This window comes from Maridesulfovibrio sp. (genome assembly GCF_963678865.1).
Lineage (GTDB): Bacteria > Desulfobacterota > Desulfovibrionia > Desulfovibrionales > Desulfovibrionaceae > Maridesulfovibrio.
This window is the reverse complement of the sequence record NZ_OY787459.1, coordinates 2037538-2052837: the sequence shown is the minus strand read 5'-3', so window position 1 is coordinate 2052837 and position 15300 is coordinate 2037538. Positions and strand designations below refer to the sequence as shown.

Here is a 15300-nt window from a genome sequence, read left to right as displayed (position 1 = left end):
GCTACGATTCCGTCCTATTTTCAGGGATGTCCAGAAATTCATTGCCCGGCTGACGGATCGAAAGTTCAATGACTGAATCTAATCCGAAAACCTTTTCCATGGAATGGCAGTACCGGGTGAAATCAGACTCATGAACATAGGCTTGTACTGTCCCGGCAAATCCGCCGCCGTGAACCCGTGCCACCCCATGTGAGCCGAGAATCAGTTCCGTAAGAGTCAAGGCCAGCGGGATAGGCTGGCGTTTGGGCGTGGTGGGGCTGTAGCAGTTTTGCAGCAGATCACTGGACGAATGCCCGGATTCAGCAACAAGCCGCAGAAATTCATCCATATCACCACCTTGCAGGGCTTCGGCCTGCTTCAATGCCCGTTTATCCTCCCAGAGAAAATGAAATAACCTGAGTACCGCCCGGTCCCCGGCAGCTTCCCGAATGCGGTCTATATTTTTTAGAATCTGATTCATGGTCAGTCCTTTGGCCTGATCATGGCCGCAGCATTTTGCTGCTAGAAACATCTCTTCCGGAATAGCTGCATAATCGGGGGTCAGGTCCGCGTGACTCCCTCCGGTATCAATTACACAGAGCCTATATCCGGTCCCGTAAAATCCATGGGAGATGTTGTCCGTATTAAATCCCGGATTTACACGGGTAACTCCCGGATTGGTCGGATCAGCAAAATCAATGGACAGGATGCCTTCGTATGAACTTGCCATCTGGTCCATGAATCCACATGGCTTATTGAAATGTATGTTTTCAGCATGTTTGGCTGCATTTGCAATTTCGAGAGAGCTGACTGTTCTTTCATTATAAAGGTAACTGAAAATCCGACCTGTCAGGACTTCGAAGGCTGCTGAGGAACTAAGCCCTGCCCCAGCCGGGATGGAGCTGTTTACGCATGCGTTGAAGCCCCCGGTTTTCAGCCCTTGCTTGCGGAATCCGTCGGCAACGCCGCGTATAATTGCCGCGCTTGTTTCTTCTTCCTCTTTGCGGGGGGCGGTGTCCGAAATATCGATGTTGATCGGGTTGTAGCCTTCGGAAAGGATAGTCACTTTATTGTTTTCCGCTTTGGAAAACGCGGCAAGGCAGTCAAGATTAACAGCCGCTGCCAGCACATGGCCGTGGTTGTGGTCAGTGTGGTTGCCGCCCATTTCGGTCCGGCCCGGAGCACTGGCAAAGCAGATATTGTTGCGGCCGAAATTCTCAAGCATGCGGTGCAGAAGACTGGACATGCGGTCACGTGAATCATCGATTCTGGCACTGGAATGAATATGGCTGAAAATTTGGTCAAATCCGCCTTGATCCAGATATTTGCGGTATGCCGCCAAAGAATGCATGTTATCCTTCCCGGTCCATATAATGTGTGTCCGGAAGCTCACGCAGCCGTTGAGCACTCTGTTCGGCGGTGATGTCCCGCTGGGGCATGCCCAGCATTTCAAAGCCGACCATGAATTTTTTTACTGTGGCTGAGCGCAGCAGGGGCGGGTAATAGTGGATGTGCCAGTGCCAATGATCGGCTGTTCCGTTCCGCGTCGGCCGTTGGTGTATTCCCATGGAATAAGGGAAAGACGTCTCGAAAAGATTATCAAAACGGATGCCCATGCGTACCAGTGCATCTGCAAGGTCATCACGCTGCCCCGGATTCATTTCGTTAATTGCACCCATATGGGGTTTGGGCAGCAGCATTGTTTCAAAAGGCCATACAGCCCAGAAAGGAACAAGGGCGACAAAGGAATCGTTTTCGAAAATTACTCTTTCCTTGTTTTCAAGCTCCCGCTCAACATAAGCGCAGAGCAGGCATTTCCCTCTATCTTCCAGATATTCCCGCTGGCGGTCATCTTCTGATGCAGGAATTACCGGAACTGAACTGGTAGCCCAGATCTGTCCGTGCGGATGAGGATTGGAGCAGCCCATAATTTCGCCCCGGTTTTCAAAGATCTGCACATATCCAATGTCTTCACGCGTACTCAGTTCTTCATACTGGGCACACCATGTGTCTATTACTTTGCGAACCGCTTCGGGCTTCATGCGTGAAATGGTCAGGTCATGGCGGGGGGAAAAGCAGACCACCCGGCAGGTGCCGCTTTCGGGCTCGATTCTGAAAAGGCCGTCGTTATCGTTGAAATCGTCCACTGATTCATTGAGCAGGGCCGGAAAGTCGTTATCAAAAACAAAAACATCTTGATATTCAGGGTTGGCTGCGCCTTGATTGCGGGTGTTTCCGGGGCAGAGGTAACACTTGTCATCGTATGCAGGCAGGGTGTTGGGTGCAGGTTTTTCCTGCTTGCCCTGCCATGGGCGTTTGGTGCGGTGCGGCGAAACAAGCACCCATTCTCCGGTCAGGGGATTGTACCTTTTATGCGGATAGTCCTGAAATTCTTTATTCATTACTGTTCCCTGTATTTTCTTTTCTCCGGTTTCTGCAAACGTAACCGCAAACGTTTTCGAAAATATTGCCTTAAGAGACTTATCTTGTCAATAAGTGCATGGGGAAATGTATTGTCACTGCTTACCGTGAGCATAGATCTTTTTTAGGCAAGGTTGTCATACTTGGCTGAAAGGTGTTAAAATCAGGGCGAAGTGATTTTTTTGCACTGTTTTTACATCGGAGGGGGTATGCAGCTTTCCCGAATGATTGATTTGGCCCGTGGTACTGGCCGCGCTGATTTGGTTATCCGCAACTGCCGGGTGGTCAATGTGCTTAGCGGGGAGATTCACGAGGCTGACGTAGGGATCGCGGAAGGCGTTTTTCTCGGATTTGGTGCTTATGATGCTGAACGGGAATATGATGGCGGGGGCCGTTTCCTGCTGCCGGGGTTGGTGGAAGGGCATATCCATATAGAATCGACCCTTCTGACCCCGCCCCGATTTGCGCAGGCCGTGTCTGCTCATGGAACTGCTGCCGTGGTCTGTGATCCGCATGAAATAGCCAATGTACTGGGCCGTGCCGGTGTGGAGTATATGCTCAAGAGTTCTCGTGACCTCCCTGTCGCCATATTTTTTATGTTTCCTTCCTGTGTGCCCGCTACCGCTCTGGAGGATTCCGGTGCCCGGCTCAGCGCTGTGGACGTGGAGACTTTCCTGCGGCTTTACCCGGACAGGATGTTAGGGTTGGCCGAAATGATGAATTTCCCCGGAGTCCTTTTTAATGACCCGGAGGTGCTTTCAAAGCTTGCGGCAGCTAAAGGACGCGTAATTGATGGACATGCCCCGTTGCTTTCCGGGCTTGATCTGAATGCCTATGTGCTGGCCGGACCGCGTAGTGACCATGAATGCTCCAATGTTTCAGAGGCGAGGGAAAAGTTGCGTGCGGGAATGCATCTGATGATGCGTGAAGGCTCTCTTGAGCGGAATATGGAAGATTTGCTCGGGGTGGTAAACGAGTTCAACGGACATAACATTTCCATAGTTACCGACGATCGCAATGTGCTGGACCTGCGTGAGAACGGACATCTTGACTACGGTCTGCGCCGGGCCGTGGCCCTTGGGCTGGATCCGCTCAGGGCGGTGCAGATGGTTTCCATAAATCCGGCCCGCTATTTCGGTTTGAGCGGTTACGGGGCAATAGGACCTGGATACCGGGCCAATTGTTTTCTGGTGGATGATCTCAAGGACTTTGCCATCCATGAAGTTTTCCTGAACGGACTGACTCTGGATGAACATAGTTTTGAATCAGGTAACGGCCTGCCCTCCCGCAGTTCTATGCATGTGGGTTCCGAAATTGATGCGAACATGTTCGTACCGGAAAAGGGCAGCGGCAAGATCAGGGTTATCGGCACTGCTCGCGGCCAGTTGCTGACTGATAATCTGGAGTTGGAGCCTTCGCTTGAAGACGGAATTCCGGTTGCCGACCCAGCCCGTGACATCTGCAAACTTACAGTCATCGAGCGCCACCGGGCTACAGGTCATTGTGCTACGGGATTTGTGCGCGGATTGGGGCTTTCCCTAGGGGCGATTGCAGGGACCGTGGCCCACGATTCCCATAACCTGATTGTTGCAGGAATGAATGATAGGGATATGGTGCTTGCCGCTCGGGAGACAGTACGCATGGGTGGCGGTTTTGTGGTTGTCAGGGACGGAAATGTGCTGGCTGCATTGCCCCTGCCTGTGGCCGGACTTATGAGTGACAAAGGGCTTGATGAAATGGTCGAAGGAGTGCAGGAGCTTAACCGGGCTACACAGCAGTTGGGATGTTCTTACAATCCCTTTATGCTGATTTCATTTCTGGCCCTTCCTGTAATCCCCAGCCTGAAACTTACAGACCGGGGATTGGTGGATGTGGATAAGTTTGATTTTACCGGGTTGTGGGTAGAATCTTAGCTGCGCTTGCCCCCGTGGGGATAGTCTTCGAGTTCCCACATGGGCGGCCCGTCCCATTGCCTGTTGGCCGGATTTTCGTTTAGAACCCGGTCCACAAATTCCAGCCCCAGTTCCTTGAGTCTTTCAGGGCTGGGACGTCCCTGCAGATCATAGCCGCGCAACTGGTAATAGCGGCTTAAATGCTCTTCGTGTTTGCGCAGGTCGGCCTTTCCATTTTCGGTATCGCGGATTTCCGGCTTCTGGGGCATGCGGTCATCCCGGCGGGAGGTACCCTGATGAATGTTGAAAGCGTGTTCCAGCGCGTATACCCGGTCCGCCGCCTGTTCCAGAGTCCCGGCATTGTACCCGATTCCTGTTGCCGCAGTAAGCAGTTCCGCCAGACCTTCAAATACAGGCTTTTTCCAGACCAGCGGCATGGCGCTTATCCAGTTGTTCACCGCCCCCTTGCAGCGTCCTATGCAGTCAGTCAGGGTGGTAATGCGTTCTCCTGTGATTACAGCCGGGGCCGGGTCATCATCAACATTTTCCAGAAGCATCCCCTGTTCCTTCAGTATGGGAAACATATCCGGGTCCGGCTGGCTGAAAGCCCATGAACGCCCGCGTAAATGGTCGGCTCCTCGGGTGGAGGTGGCGTGAGCCAGCGAGAAAACCCCGCTGGGGTAGGGGCCGCGTGAAAGGCCTTTAACATGGTAGCAATAATCCATGGCCTGTCCCCCCAGCCGCTTGGCAAGGGTGTACATACCTTCTGCTACGAGATTACCCAGCCCCTGCCGCAGAGCAGTGCGGTGCAGCAGTTCAATCTGGTCGATATGGTTTTCCCAACTGAGATCAAGGCCGTCAGCCAGTTTTTTATCCAGCAATCCCCGGCTGTATAAATCCTTGAGCATGGCGATGGTGTTACCCAGGGCCAGCACATCCATGCCGTAGGTGTCGCAGATGTTTTCCATCTCCATGATCGCCACCGGATCTATTATCCCGCAATTGGTGCCGAGGCAGAATATGCATTCGTATTCCATGGCCTTGCCTGTCTCACCGGCCCGGTCTCCGGAGGGGATACGGTAGTAATCCTTGCAGCGGACATGGCAGCCGTGGCAACCGTGTCTGCCCAGTGAAAAGTCTTTCCATGCTTCAGGGCGCAGCTTGTCCGGTACTTCGTTGCCGTTCCAGTATTTTTCATAATTGCGGAACCCCGGCTCCCACATCATCATGCCGATGTGCGTGCCGTACTGTCCGACCACTTCGCTCTGGAACTCCGAGTTGCGGAAGAATTCACGATCTTCGTCGGCCATTTTTTTAAAAGCTTCGGGAGCAGCCAGTGAAATCCGTTGGCTGCCTTTAATCACAATGGCTTTGAGCCTTTTGGAGCCTAGTACCGCACCTGATCCGCGTGCTGCGGAAGCATACTTATCAACCATGGTGGTCGCTACCCTGACCAGATTTTCCCCGGCCTGACCAATGCAGGCCACACTGGCTGATCTGCCGTGTTTTTCACGCAGTTTATCCGTGGTTTCCCAGACAGAAAGTCCCCAGAGGTCTCCGGCATCAATCAATTCCACCCGATCATCTTCAATCAGCAGATAGCAGGGGCGTCCGGCCTGTCCGTTGATGATAATCTGGTCCAGTCCGGCCCGTTTCATCATAAAAGCCAGCGATCCTCCTGCGTTGCCGTCTCCCAGAATACCGGAATACGGGGAAAGGGTGCTGACCTCCACCCGGCTGGTTAATCCAAGGGGAGTCCCGGAAAGGGGACCGGCGCTCAGGCAGTAAACATTTTCAGCCCCGAGGGGATCAATGTGCGGTTTGACTTCGTTGAAAAGGACCAGTGAATTTAATCCCCTTCCGCCGATGAATTGCTTTGCGATTGAGTGATCAAGCGCGTTCCTGCTGATTTTTCCGCTGCCCAGATCAATCCGTAGAATCCATCCTGCCCAACCGTGCATAGCTCCTCCATTTTTATAGGAAATGGTTTTCACTATTTAATGTATATCATGTCCTGAGAATCAGAGCCAACTTTTCCATTAATGTTCATTGTAGTGTGGTAATTTACATAAATGTCAATAACTTCAAAATTGTATTTTTTTTAACTTACTAAAATTAAAGGTTTTATTTTCAAATTAGAAAGTGGCACTTCCCTTGCTAAGCTGCAAATATGTATCCTTCACTGCATGGACTTAAGCTTTCGGCGTTACTCGCTATATGTCAGGCCATTGAGCAGGCGATTGATTTGGAGTCCGCCCTTGACGGAGTGCTCAGTATCCTTTCGGAGAACCTGAGCATGAAGCGGGCGACAGTGACCCTTTATGACCCCGAAACAAGACAGCTTTCCATCAATGCCTCCTACGGTCTTTCTCTTGAGGAGAAGCAGAGGGGGGTCTATCGTCTTGATGAAGGGGTTACCGGGCGTATTTTCCAGACCGGGGAACCCTACTCTGTGCCGGACATAACCAAGGAACCTTTATTTCTGGACAAAACCGGGGCCCGCAAGATCGAGCGTGCCAAGACCGGATTCATAGGAGTGCCGATTATCCTCCACAGCGAGCCGATCGGTGTTTTGAATGTTGACCGTATTTTCGGTGATGAAATTGCAGCGGAAGAAGATATCGATTTTTTGAAAATCGTAGCCACCCTTATCGGCCAGTTCATAAGCCTTAATGAAAAAATCCTTGAGCGCGAAGCTGCCCTCAAGCGCGAAAATACTTCTCTCAAGTACCAGATTTCTAAAAAGTCCAAGGGTCTATATATTGTCGGGCATAGCTCGGCCATGGTCGAAGTTCAGCGGCAGTTGGAGAAAGTGGCTCCAACCAAGGCCACAGTTCTGCTGCTTGGTGAATCCGGTGTAGGTAAAACACTCATGGCCAAGATCATCCACGAGTTGTCTGACCGCAGCAAGCATCCTTTTATCAAGGTAAACTGTGCCTCTATCCCGGAAAATCTGTTGGAATCAGAACTCTTCGGACATGAAAAGGGATCATTTACCGGGGCTGCATCCACCAGACCGGGACGTTTTGAAGAAGCTGACGGCGGTACAATATTTCTTGATGAGATCGGGGAGTTCCCCATGAACCTGCAGGCCAAGCTTTTGCGTGTCCTGCAGGAGAAAGAGCTGGAAAGGATAGGGTCAAACAAGACGCGAAATATTGATGTGCGCATCCTTGCGGCTACCAACCGGGATCTTGGAGTACTGGTGGAACGTAATGAGTTTCGTCTGGATCTCTATTACCGTTTGAATATTTTCCCCATCACCGTGCCTCCGCTCAGAGAGCGCAAAGAGGATATTACCGGGCTTTTGAATTACTTTATCCAGAAAATGGCCGATGATTACGGGCGCAAGATGTTTTTTACTCCGGCGGCCCTTGATTCTCTCATGATTTATGATTGGCCGGGCAATGTGCGTGAGATGCAGAACCTGCTGGAACGCTTGGTGATTATGTCTGACTCCGAATATATCACCCTTGAGTTCCTTAAATCATACCTCGCACCGGGACAGCGTGGGGTTCCCGGCAATTCCGGAAGCGAATCCTCTTCCCCTGCAGCAAATGATGCGCTTCCCCATTGCACCTCGCTTAAGGAAGTAGAGCGGAATGAGGTGGTTGCCGCCTTGGAGCGCAGTGGCTGGATTCAGTACAAGGCCGCAGAAACCCTTGGCCTTTCCGCTAGGCAGATGGGCTACAGAGTTAAACGGTACGGCCTTGAGTCAATGATTGCCGAAGGCCGGGCCCGGCTGCGGCGTATGAAAAAAAGCTAAAAATTTCCTGACTGGCTTTTGTCGTGACCATCGGGGTTGCGGCTGACAAAAAAGGGCTTTCCACCTGAAGTGGAAAGCCCTTTTTTGTCATTTAGCTGCGTAGCCACTGCTAATGGTGGCAGGCCTTGAACGTCTTACCTTTAAAGCTGTATTCCCATGATTCGCGGAAAAGAATCTGCCGGGCTTCGGGGAATTCTTCCTGAATCACCACGTCGTAGCGTCCCTCGGGATGGGTCCACATGGCGCTCCCGCCACCCCATTTGCCGGGAATTTCCATTATGATCGTGTCTTTTTTATCCGTGGGACGCCAGTGTCTCAGGGTGCTGCCGTCGAAGATAGCTCTTCCGTCAGGCAGAATGACTACAGATGCTCCTGAAGGGGCTTTCCATAATCCCCATGCCCAGCAGCTGCCAATATCTTTAAAGCTGCCGCTGGTTCCTTCGTTTTTCGGGGAGTCGTATGGTGTGTCCTCTTTGGAGTTGCCTTCGGGAAAGTTCCATGTGTTGAGAGAGTGTCTTACCAGCTGTTCGGCTTCGCGGTCATTGTCGGGATAGCTGCCTTGGAAGATGTAATTGATCCCGTTATGTCGGCTGGCCGCCAGAAGGGATTCAACTGTTTTGCCGTTTGTTTTTCCCTTGTATTCGCGGAAAACAGCCGGAGCACCTGAAACATTTCCTTTATTTTCAGCTACTTTTTTATCAAGCGGGAATCCCTGCTGCCGCAGGGCGGTGATCCAGTTTTCCAGCAGCTTGTCCAGAGGAATCTTCCTGCCGGGAGTAACATATAGTTCCACACTGGATTCCAGCGAGGGGGAGATACACTGTTTAACGCGGTTGTCACCGCGCGCGGCTTGGTTGTCGCTCCAGCCGGGGGGACAGTTAATTCCCTTGGCAACGTCATCGGCATTAGCGGATGATATGATGATAAGTGTGATAAATAAGGCCGACAGTATGTTTTGGGTCAATGTTCTCATTTTGTGCTCCGATCAATGTTTATGTAAATGTAATCGTTTTTGCAAAAGAATGCTAGACAGGGCAGCAGGGATGATAATTCATCTTTGCCGGTTCACCAAAGGTGAAGCCCCCGGCAAGAGCAACTTTGCCGGGGGCTTCGCAGCATAATTTATAGAAACGGAGCATTTCTATAAATTATTATTATAATTAGATTTTAGCCACACTTTGTTCCTGTTCCGGTGCAGCATGCATCAGCGATTGAACCGCGTCGTCCTTTATGAATATTCATATTCCCACCACTATAAACCGTCTGCAGGGCGTCTTCTATAAATCCACCTACAACATGTGGTTCGATGCCGTTTTCAGCCAGTTTTTCCTGCGGTGTTTCACCCATTGCCGCCGCAAGCACTGCGCGGCAGTCGCAGAGTGTTGCCGCAAGGTCGGCCCAGCGCTGCGGGCCGCATCCTGCTTTGGGTGCGGGGCGTTTTTCTACCAGTTTAAAACCGTCTTTTCCGTCTTCAGCCCAGATATGAAATTCCTGAGCTTCGCCGAGATGCTGATTAATCAGCATCCCTTCGCGAGATGCAACGGCCACGTACGGGCGCGGACCTTTTACATCAATGGGTTTCAATTCAGAGCATGATTTCAGGGTTCCGCACAGAGCTATGGATTTGTCATCACCCAGCAGACCGACAGCATCGGCGCGACAGCGGCGGCAATGGGTCATCTGTTCAATGACTTTGCCCGCTTCTTTGCGCAGGGGACCGATGATGTCATGGCCCGGTTCGGGCAGTTCAGCGAATTTAGTATTTTCAGTGGGCTTCAGCGGGATCATATTCTGGATGTCAGCGCCAAGTTTCGCACAGACCTTTGAAACTTCGGGGATGTGATGGTCATTAATTCCGGGAATGACAATGGAATTGACCTTCACGGTGATGCCGCGTTCTTTCAGGCCTTTGATTGCTGCGAGCTGGCGCTCAAGAAGAACCTTTGCGCCCTTTTCTCCGCGATAGACTACTTTGCCGTCCTTGACCCATGAATAAATCTTGGCTCCGATAGCCGGGTCAACTGCGCTGATGGTAATAGTCACATGCGAAACACCGATTTCTTTCAGCTCGTCCAGATAAGGCAATATGCCCATGCCGTTTGAGGACAGGCAAAAAATCAAATGCGGGTGTTTTTTATTGAGCATCCGCATGGTTTCCAGGGTTTCTTCCGGGTTGGCGAAAGGATCGCCGGGTCCGGCAATACCGGCAACAGTGATGCGCGGTTCTTTTTCAAGCACAGCGTCCATGTATTCTGCAGCCTGAAAAGGTTTGAGCACTGAGCTGGTCACGCCGGGACGGGATTCATTTACACAGTCATATTTGCGGTTGCAGTAGTTGCACTGAATGTTGCACTTGGGGGCTACCGGGAGATGTACACGTCCACAGGAGCCTGCGGTTTCTTTGTTAAAACACGGGTGTTTGGTTGTATCCTTCTGCATGGTAATTCTCCCAATAGAGTATATATATTTTAAGATAATTATTTACATGTAGCCGTAGCCGACCGGGTTATCTGCCTGCTTTTTCTGAAGCATGGCATTGACTACTCGGTCGAAAAGATGCTGCGTTCCCCTGTAGCCGAGGGTGGGGATTCGCTGTCCGCCGAAGCGGTCATGGACCGGGAAACCGACACGTATCAACGGGACGTTCCATGCTTTGGCATAGCGGTATCCTTTGGAATGACCGATGAGCATATCCGGTTTCAGGTCTTCAGCCCTTTCGGCAATGTCATGAAAGTCCACACCTTCATGTATTTCGGGGATGGTTCGGCCTACACCTTCTGTTACGGCGGTCACGGCTTCAGCCATGCCTTTTTTCTTTGCACCGCTTCCGGCAAGGATGACATCAACGCCGATTTCAGCCAGAAAAGCGCAAAGTCCGGTAACAAGGTCTTCTTCGCCGTAAACGACAGCCCGTTTACCGAACACGTACTTGTGTCCGTCCACGTAGGCATCAATCAGCCTGCCTCTTTCGCGTTCATAGCGGGCGGGCATGTCTGTGCCTGAAATAGATTCAAGGGTTTCAAAAAATTTATCCGATTCGCGCAAACCCATGGGCAGGCCGATGCGGTGATTGGTTACTCCGAACCTTTCTTCAAGGCTGGCTCCGCCGCTTTTTGCGGGTACACAGCGTCCCAGTTCGATGGTTGCCGATGCACCGGACATTTTTTTAATGTCTTCAACCGGAGTCCCGCCAACGGGAATTTTCATATAATCTTCCAATGCCGGGCCATCAAGTGTTTCCGAAATGTCAGGCAGGATGGTCGCCTTAAGACCGAAATCTTCACAAATATCAAAGAGGTGGCGAACATCTTCGCAGGAAACCATGTTCGGCAGGATGTTTACGTGTCCGTCATTTTCAGCCTTTTCAGTACAGAGCTGCTCAACCATGGAACGCACTGCGCCATGCCAGCCATCCATATGGGTTCCGTTGTAACTGGGGGTGGAAACCTGAACTATTTCGGGCAGGTCGAGGTCGCCGAATTCATCAAAGAATTCTTTCAGGTACATAGGCACGTCATCGCCGATGGTTTCTGTCAGACAAGTTGTTGCCACTCCGACGACTTTCGGCTCGTATTTTTTCATTACGTTGAGGATGCCTTTCTTCAGGTTCGGTCCGCCGCCGTAAATTGCGTGCTTTTCGCCCAGAGCTGAAGAAGCTATATCCACAGGCTCCCTGAAATGGCTGATAATGTAGCGGCGCATGTAAGTTGCGCAGCCCTGTGAGCCGTGCAGGAATGGGATTGATCCTTCCACACCGCGAAAGGCCAGTGATGCGCCGAGGGGAGTGCAAAGTTTGCAGGCGTTAGTTGTTGATGTGTAGTTTTTACTCTTGGTAGTCATGGTTATTCTCCTGCTTTCTTCGCTCTGCGCGGTACAAAGTTCCAGACCGGACTCATGGCTGATGAATGGATTTCGCGGGCAAAGTTGAGCATGCCTTCGAAACCTTCCAGTGCTTCCTTGCGTTCGTGGTTGTGATCGCAGAATCCCACTCCCATCTTGAAGGCGATGGGGCGTTCCTTGACCCCTCCAACGAAGATGTCCACATCCTTTTCCTTGATGAATGCGGAGAGCTCCAGCGGGTTGGCATCGTCCACAAGAATGGTGCCGGGATCGGAAATGCGTTCCAGTTCAGCGTAATCTTCCTCGGTTCCTGTCTGGGAACCTACCATGACCACTTTCATACCCAGATGGCGGAATGCCTTGAGCAGGGAAAAGGCCTTGAAGGAGCCACCCACGTACATGGCGACTTTCTTGCCTTCGAGATCTTTACGCATGCGGGCCAGTTCGGGCATGAGTTTTGAGAGTTCGTCGCGGACGAGGGCTTCGGTGCGCTTGACAATGTTCGGGTCGACATCCTTGAAGAAATCAGCAACCTGATAGAGGGAATCGGCCATGTCTTCGATGCCGAGGTAGGAGACGCGCATATAGGGCTTGCCGTATTCTTCCTTCATCATTTTTGCCAGATCCAATGTCGCACCCGAACACTGTACAAGGTTAAGGGCCGCGCCGTGGCTGCGCCCGATATCCTTCACACGTCCGTCGCCGGTGATGTTGGCGACGACTTCCACCCCCATCTTTTTGAAATATTCACGGATAATCCAGATTTCACCTGCAAGGTTGAAGTCGCCGAGAATGTTTACTGAAATCGGCGAGACGTCGGAGACATCTTCTTTACCTACCAGCTTAAACATGGCCTTGCAGGCCGCGAGGTAACCTTCGCGCTTGCTGCCCTTGAAACCTTCGGACTGAACCGGAAGCACTGGGATACCTTTTTTCTCGCTCATCTTTTTACAGACCGCTTCAAGGTCATCACCGATGATACCGACAATGCAGGTGGAGTAGACAAAGGCTGCTTTGGGGCTGTGGCGGTCAATGAGTTCATCAAGAGCCGCTTCAAGCTTTTTTTCACCGCCGAAGATAACGTCGGTTTCCTGCAGGTCGGTGGAAAAGGATAGGCGGTGCAGTTCCGGTCCGCTGGAAAGCGCACCGCGTATGTCCCAGGTGTAAACAGCACAGCCGATAGGTCCGTGTACAAGATGCAGGGCATCGGCTATGGGGTAGAGGACAACCCTTGAACCGCAGAAAACACAGGCTCTCTGGCTGACTGCACCGGCAAGGGATTCCCGGTTGCAGGCCATTTCCAGTGCTCCCTCGCCCGTGCGGTGAATCTGGTCCTTACGTTCGTCTAGTATAGTGTATTCATTCATTGTTTTGCTCCGTTCCTATGCGTTTGCCTTACGAAGGCAGATCATGCTGGTTTTATCCCAGCCTATCTTGTCGTAAAATTTCAGAGCCGGGGTGTTATCGCAGTCTGCAAGTAATTGCAGCCTTGTTGCTCTGTTTTCTTCTGCGAATCCGAGAATAGCTTCCATGAGCATGGATCCGATTCCCTTCCCCTGCCTGTCTGTGCGGACAACGACGTCTTCCACCAGAATTGACGGGCCGCCTTCCGCGGTTGAGATTACTATTTGACCGGTGCACATGCCGACCACTTCACCCTGTTCTTCCGCAACAAGGATGCGAGCACGGGGGTTGCCAAGCAGCATCCTCAAACCCTGCATCTGTCTGCTCCCATCCGCTGTAAAGTCTTTCTCTATGGAGAAGAGTGATTTCAGCAGATCGGTCATCGGGATCAGATCAGCGGAGTTGGCGTTACGGATATGAACTGTAGTCGACATGTGCTCCCTCTATGTGGTTCTCAAAATCCAGAAGCGTGAATCTTGAAATGTTGATGTATGAGTTAATTAGTCCAGCAGATAATCTGCACAGGGCTCGCCGTCTTCCAGGCCGTCGAGGATTTCATCAATGGCTTCCTCGGAATCTACACCCTTAAACCACCAGTTTTCAGGCTGAACCACGAGGATGGGTCCGTTATCACACTGCTTCAGGCAACTGGTAGCCACGACCAGAGCGTCAATGCCTCGGTCGATAATTTCTTCCTCGATGTATTGCAGGAAACCGTCGGTCTGCTTGTGACAGATGCCTTTCGGTGCGCCGGCAGCGCGGAAACTCTGACAACAGATGATCATTCTTTCAGGGGTAGCCATATTCTTCTCCTCGTGTTTATTTTTTGCATTTGCCTTTTTTACCGCCGCCGTAGAGCACATCCACTGTGCCTTCAACGTTTTCTTCGGAGATCACGGTTCTGATCCCGTTGGCGGCCAGAATTTTTTGGGGATTATCCCCGGCTGCGGCGCAGAGCAGCACGAAACAGTCATCCAGGATCTCAGCCAGTTTTTCCCAGCGTGATCCTCCGCCGCCCGGTTCCGGTGCCTGTCTTGCTTCCAGCAGGCAGGCCAGGCCGTCTTCGCGCGGACCGTAAATAAGTATTCTGCGGGCGTGGCCCAGATGCAGGTCAATATCCATCCCGCTGGAACTGGCTACCGCCACATTGGGGCGACGGTTACTCGGTTTAGGCAGGGAATTTGATGTGGGTGCTTTCAGCTCGGTGGACGCCCCGCATCTGGGCCACGGATCCATGAGTTCAATATGTTTTGCCGCAAGTTCACGGGCTGTCGCCACAGCCTCGTTTTCTACGGTTGAAAATTCGCTGTCTTTTTCAGGTATGAAAAAAGGCAACCCCAATATGTCGGCTCCGAGTTCTTTCATTGTCAGGGCTATGTTTTCTATCTGGGCTACGTTTTCATGATAAATGGTAGTGTTGACCTTGACGGTCAGCCCTGCTTCCTTGAAGGCTTTAATTGATGCGGACTGTTCTTCAATGAGCAGTTTGCTGGCCTCGGGCAGGGGGATGTTCTTGGTGGACGGGCGAATCCAGGCATATATGTTTTCGGCGGTAGCTGAATCAACCGCATCCACCAGTACTGTGATGTGGGAAATTTTGAGCTCAGCGAGCTTTGCTGCGTATTTTTCTCCGCCTAAACCCAGCGTAGTCAGACAGAGGGTCATGCGCGGATATTTCTCCCTGACCATTTTCAGAGTCCGGTAAGTGGCATCAAAGTCAGCCAGAGGGTCACCGGGACCGGTAATGCCGACCACCTTGATCTTTTTTCCTGAAGCTATCAGTTCATCAAGCAAGGCAACAGCGTCTTCGGGCATCATGGCTGCAGGGAGTTTGGTTGCAGGTGCGAAACGGGTGCGGGCATAAGTTTTCGGAGCAACCGGTAAATGGACTCTACCGACAGACGCACGGGCGGTGGGGCCGAAACAGGGATGTGAGATGGAAGTGGTCATTGTTTGCTCCGTATCTCCCCTGCGGCAGATGATCTGCCGCAGGGGGTA

Annotated in this window: 12 protein-coding genes; 2 read left to right on the top strand and 10 right to left on the bottom strand. The window is 51.8% G+C overall.

Going from position 1 to position 15300, the window contains the following annotated elements; genetic code table 11:
* Nucleotide 1 precedes the first annotated feature (1 nt).
* Together ACKU41_RS09470 and ACKU41_RS09465 are read right to left on the bottom strand one after the other, a co-directional pair.
* Nucleotides 2–1330 carry a galactokinase family protein gene (locus ACKU41_RS09470; protein WP_321405169.1) on the bottom strand — a complete coding sequence of 443 codons (1329 nt, stop codon included), beginning with the start codon at nucleotides 1328–1330 and terminating at the stop codon, nucleotides 2–4.
* A 1-nt stretch (nucleotide 1331) separates the two neighbouring features.
* Nucleotides 1332–2381, bottom strand: coding sequence for a UDP-glucose--hexose-1-phosphate uridylyltransferase (locus ACKU41_RS09465; RefSeq protein WP_321405168.1), 1050 nt, complete (start codon nucleotides 2379–2381; stop codon nucleotides 1332–1334).
* Nucleotides 2382–2609: 228 nt separating this feature from the next.
* Between ACKU41_RS09465 and ade the strand changes: the two genes are divergently transcribed.
* On the top strand, nucleotides 2610–4313 hold the full coding sequence (gene ade / locus ACKU41_RS09460) for an adenine deaminase (RefSeq protein WP_321405167.1): 1704 nt from the start codon (nucleotides 2610–2612) through the stop codon (nucleotides 4311–4313).
* Here the strand turns inward: ade and ACKU41_RS09455 are convergent.
* Nucleotides 4310–6253, bottom strand: a complete 1944-nt coding sequence (locus ACKU41_RS09455; RefSeq protein ID WP_321405166.1) for an aldehyde ferredoxin oxidoreductase family protein — start codon at nucleotides 6251–6253, stop codon at nucleotides 4310–4312. The two genes, ade and ACKU41_RS09455, sit on opposite strands and share 4 nt — an antisense overlap.
* Before the next feature lie 209 nt (nucleotides 6254–6462).
* Here ACKU41_RS09455 and nifA point away from each other — a divergent pair, with 209 nt between their 5' ends.
* Nucleotides 6463–8058: a nif-specific transcriptional activator NifA gene (gene nifA / locus ACKU41_RS09450; RefSeq protein ID WP_321405165.1), complete on the top strand. Its 1596-nt coding sequence runs from the start codon at nucleotides 6463–6465 to the stop codon at nucleotides 8056–8058.
* 109 nt (nucleotides 8059–8167) lie between these two features.
* Here nifA and ACKU41_RS09445 read toward each other — a convergent pair whose 3' ends face one another.
* The 7 genes from ACKU41_RS09445 to ACKU41_RS09415 form a co-directional block, all read right to left on the bottom strand.
* Nucleotides 8168–9031, bottom strand: a complete 864-nt coding sequence (locus ACKU41_RS09445; RefSeq protein WP_321405164.1) for a hypothetical protein — start codon at nucleotides 9029–9031, stop codon at nucleotides 8168–8170.
* Between the two features lie 194 nt (nucleotides 9032–9225).
* Nucleotides 9226–10497 (bottom strand): radical SAM protein, encoded by a 1272-nt coding sequence (locus tag ACKU41_RS09440; protein WP_321405163.1) that lies wholly within the window; start codon nucleotides 10495–10497, stop codon nucleotides 9226–9228.
* Nucleotides 10498–10539: 42 nt separating this feature from the next.
* The gene (nifN, locus tag ACKU41_RS09435) at nucleotides 10540–11898 is read right to left on the bottom strand and encodes a nitrogenase iron-molybdenum cofactor biosynthesis protein NifN (RefSeq protein WP_321405162.1); all 1359 of its coding nucleotides are present in this window, start codon (nucleotides 11896–11898) and stop codon (nucleotides 10540–10542) included.
* A gap of 2 nt (nucleotides 11899–11900) precedes the next feature.
* Nucleotides 11901–13265, bottom strand: coding sequence for a nitrogenase iron-molybdenum cofactor biosynthesis protein NifE (nifE, locus tag ACKU41_RS09430; RefSeq protein ID WP_319776928.1), 1365 nt, complete (start codon nucleotides 13263–13265; stop codon nucleotides 11901–11903).
* Nucleotides 13266–13280: 15 nt separating this feature from the next.
* Nucleotides 13281–13736 carry a GNAT family N-acetyltransferase gene (locus ACKU41_RS09425; protein ID WP_319776927.1) on the bottom strand — a complete coding sequence of 152 codons (456 nt, stop codon included), beginning with the start codon at nucleotides 13734–13736 and terminating at the stop codon, nucleotides 13281–13283.
* Between the two features lie 66 nt (nucleotides 13737–13802).
* Nucleotides 13803–14105 carry a ferredoxin gene (locus tag ACKU41_RS09420; protein WP_015850327.1) on the bottom strand — a complete coding sequence of 101 codons (303 nt, stop codon included), beginning with the start codon at nucleotides 14103–14105 and terminating at the stop codon, nucleotides 13803–13805.
* Nucleotides 14106–14121: 16 nt separating this feature from the next.
* Nucleotides 14122–15252, bottom strand: coding sequence for a NifB/NifX family molybdenum-iron cluster-binding protein (locus tag ACKU41_RS09415; RefSeq protein ID WP_321405161.1), 1131 nt, complete (start codon nucleotides 15250–15252; stop codon nucleotides 14122–14124).
* Nucleotides 15253–15300 lie beyond the last annotated feature (48 nt).

What these genes read in the sequence shown, in the direction of transcription:
- ACKU41_RS09470 (WP_321405169.1), bottom strand. Translation starts at nt 1,330, where the DNA reads ATGCATTCTTTGGCGGCATACCGCAAATATCTGGATCAAGGCGGATTT.
- ACKU41_RS09465 (WP_321405168.1), bottom strand. Translation starts at nt 2,381, where the DNA reads ATGAATAAAGAATTTCAGGACTATCCGCATAAAAGGTACAATCCCCTG.
- ade (WP_321405167.1), top strand. Translation starts at nt 2,610, where the DNA reads ATGCAGCTTTCCCGAATGATTGATTTGGCCCGTGGTACTGGCCGCGCT.
- ACKU41_RS09455 (WP_321405166.1), bottom strand. Translation starts at nt 6,253, where the DNA reads ATGCACGGTTGGGCAGGATGGATTCTACGGATTGATCTGGGCAGCGGA.
- nifA (WP_321405165.1), top strand. Translation starts at nt 6,463, where the DNA reads ATGTATCCTTCACTGCATGGACTTAAGCTTTCGGCGTTACTCGCTATA.
- ACKU41_RS09445 (WP_321405164.1), bottom strand. Translation starts at nt 9,031, where the DNA reads ATGAGAACATTGACCCAAAACATACTGTCGGCCTTATTTATCACACTT.
- ACKU41_RS09440 (WP_321405163.1), bottom strand. Translation starts at nt 10,497, where the DNA reads ATGCAGAAGGATACAACCAAACACCCGTGTTTTAACAAAGAAACCGCA.
- nifN (WP_321405162.1), bottom strand. Translation starts at nt 11,898, where the DNA reads ATGACTACCAAGAGTAAAAACTACACATCAACAACTAACGCCTGCAAA.
- nifE (WP_319776928.1), bottom strand. Translation starts at nt 13,265, where the DNA reads ATGAATGAATACACTATACTAGACGAACGTAAGGACCAGATTCACCGC.
- ACKU41_RS09425 (WP_319776927.1), bottom strand. Translation starts at nt 13,736, where the DNA reads ATGTCGACTACAGTTCATATCCGTAACGCCAACTCCGCTGATCTGATC.
- ACKU41_RS09420 (WP_015850327.1), bottom strand. Translation starts at nt 14,105, where the DNA reads ATGGCTACCCCTGAAAGAATGATCATCTGTTGTCAGAGTTTCCGCGCT.
- ACKU41_RS09415 (WP_321405161.1), bottom strand. Translation starts at nt 15,252, where the DNA reads ATGACCACTTCCATCTCACATCCCTGTTTCGGCCCCACCGCCCGTGCG.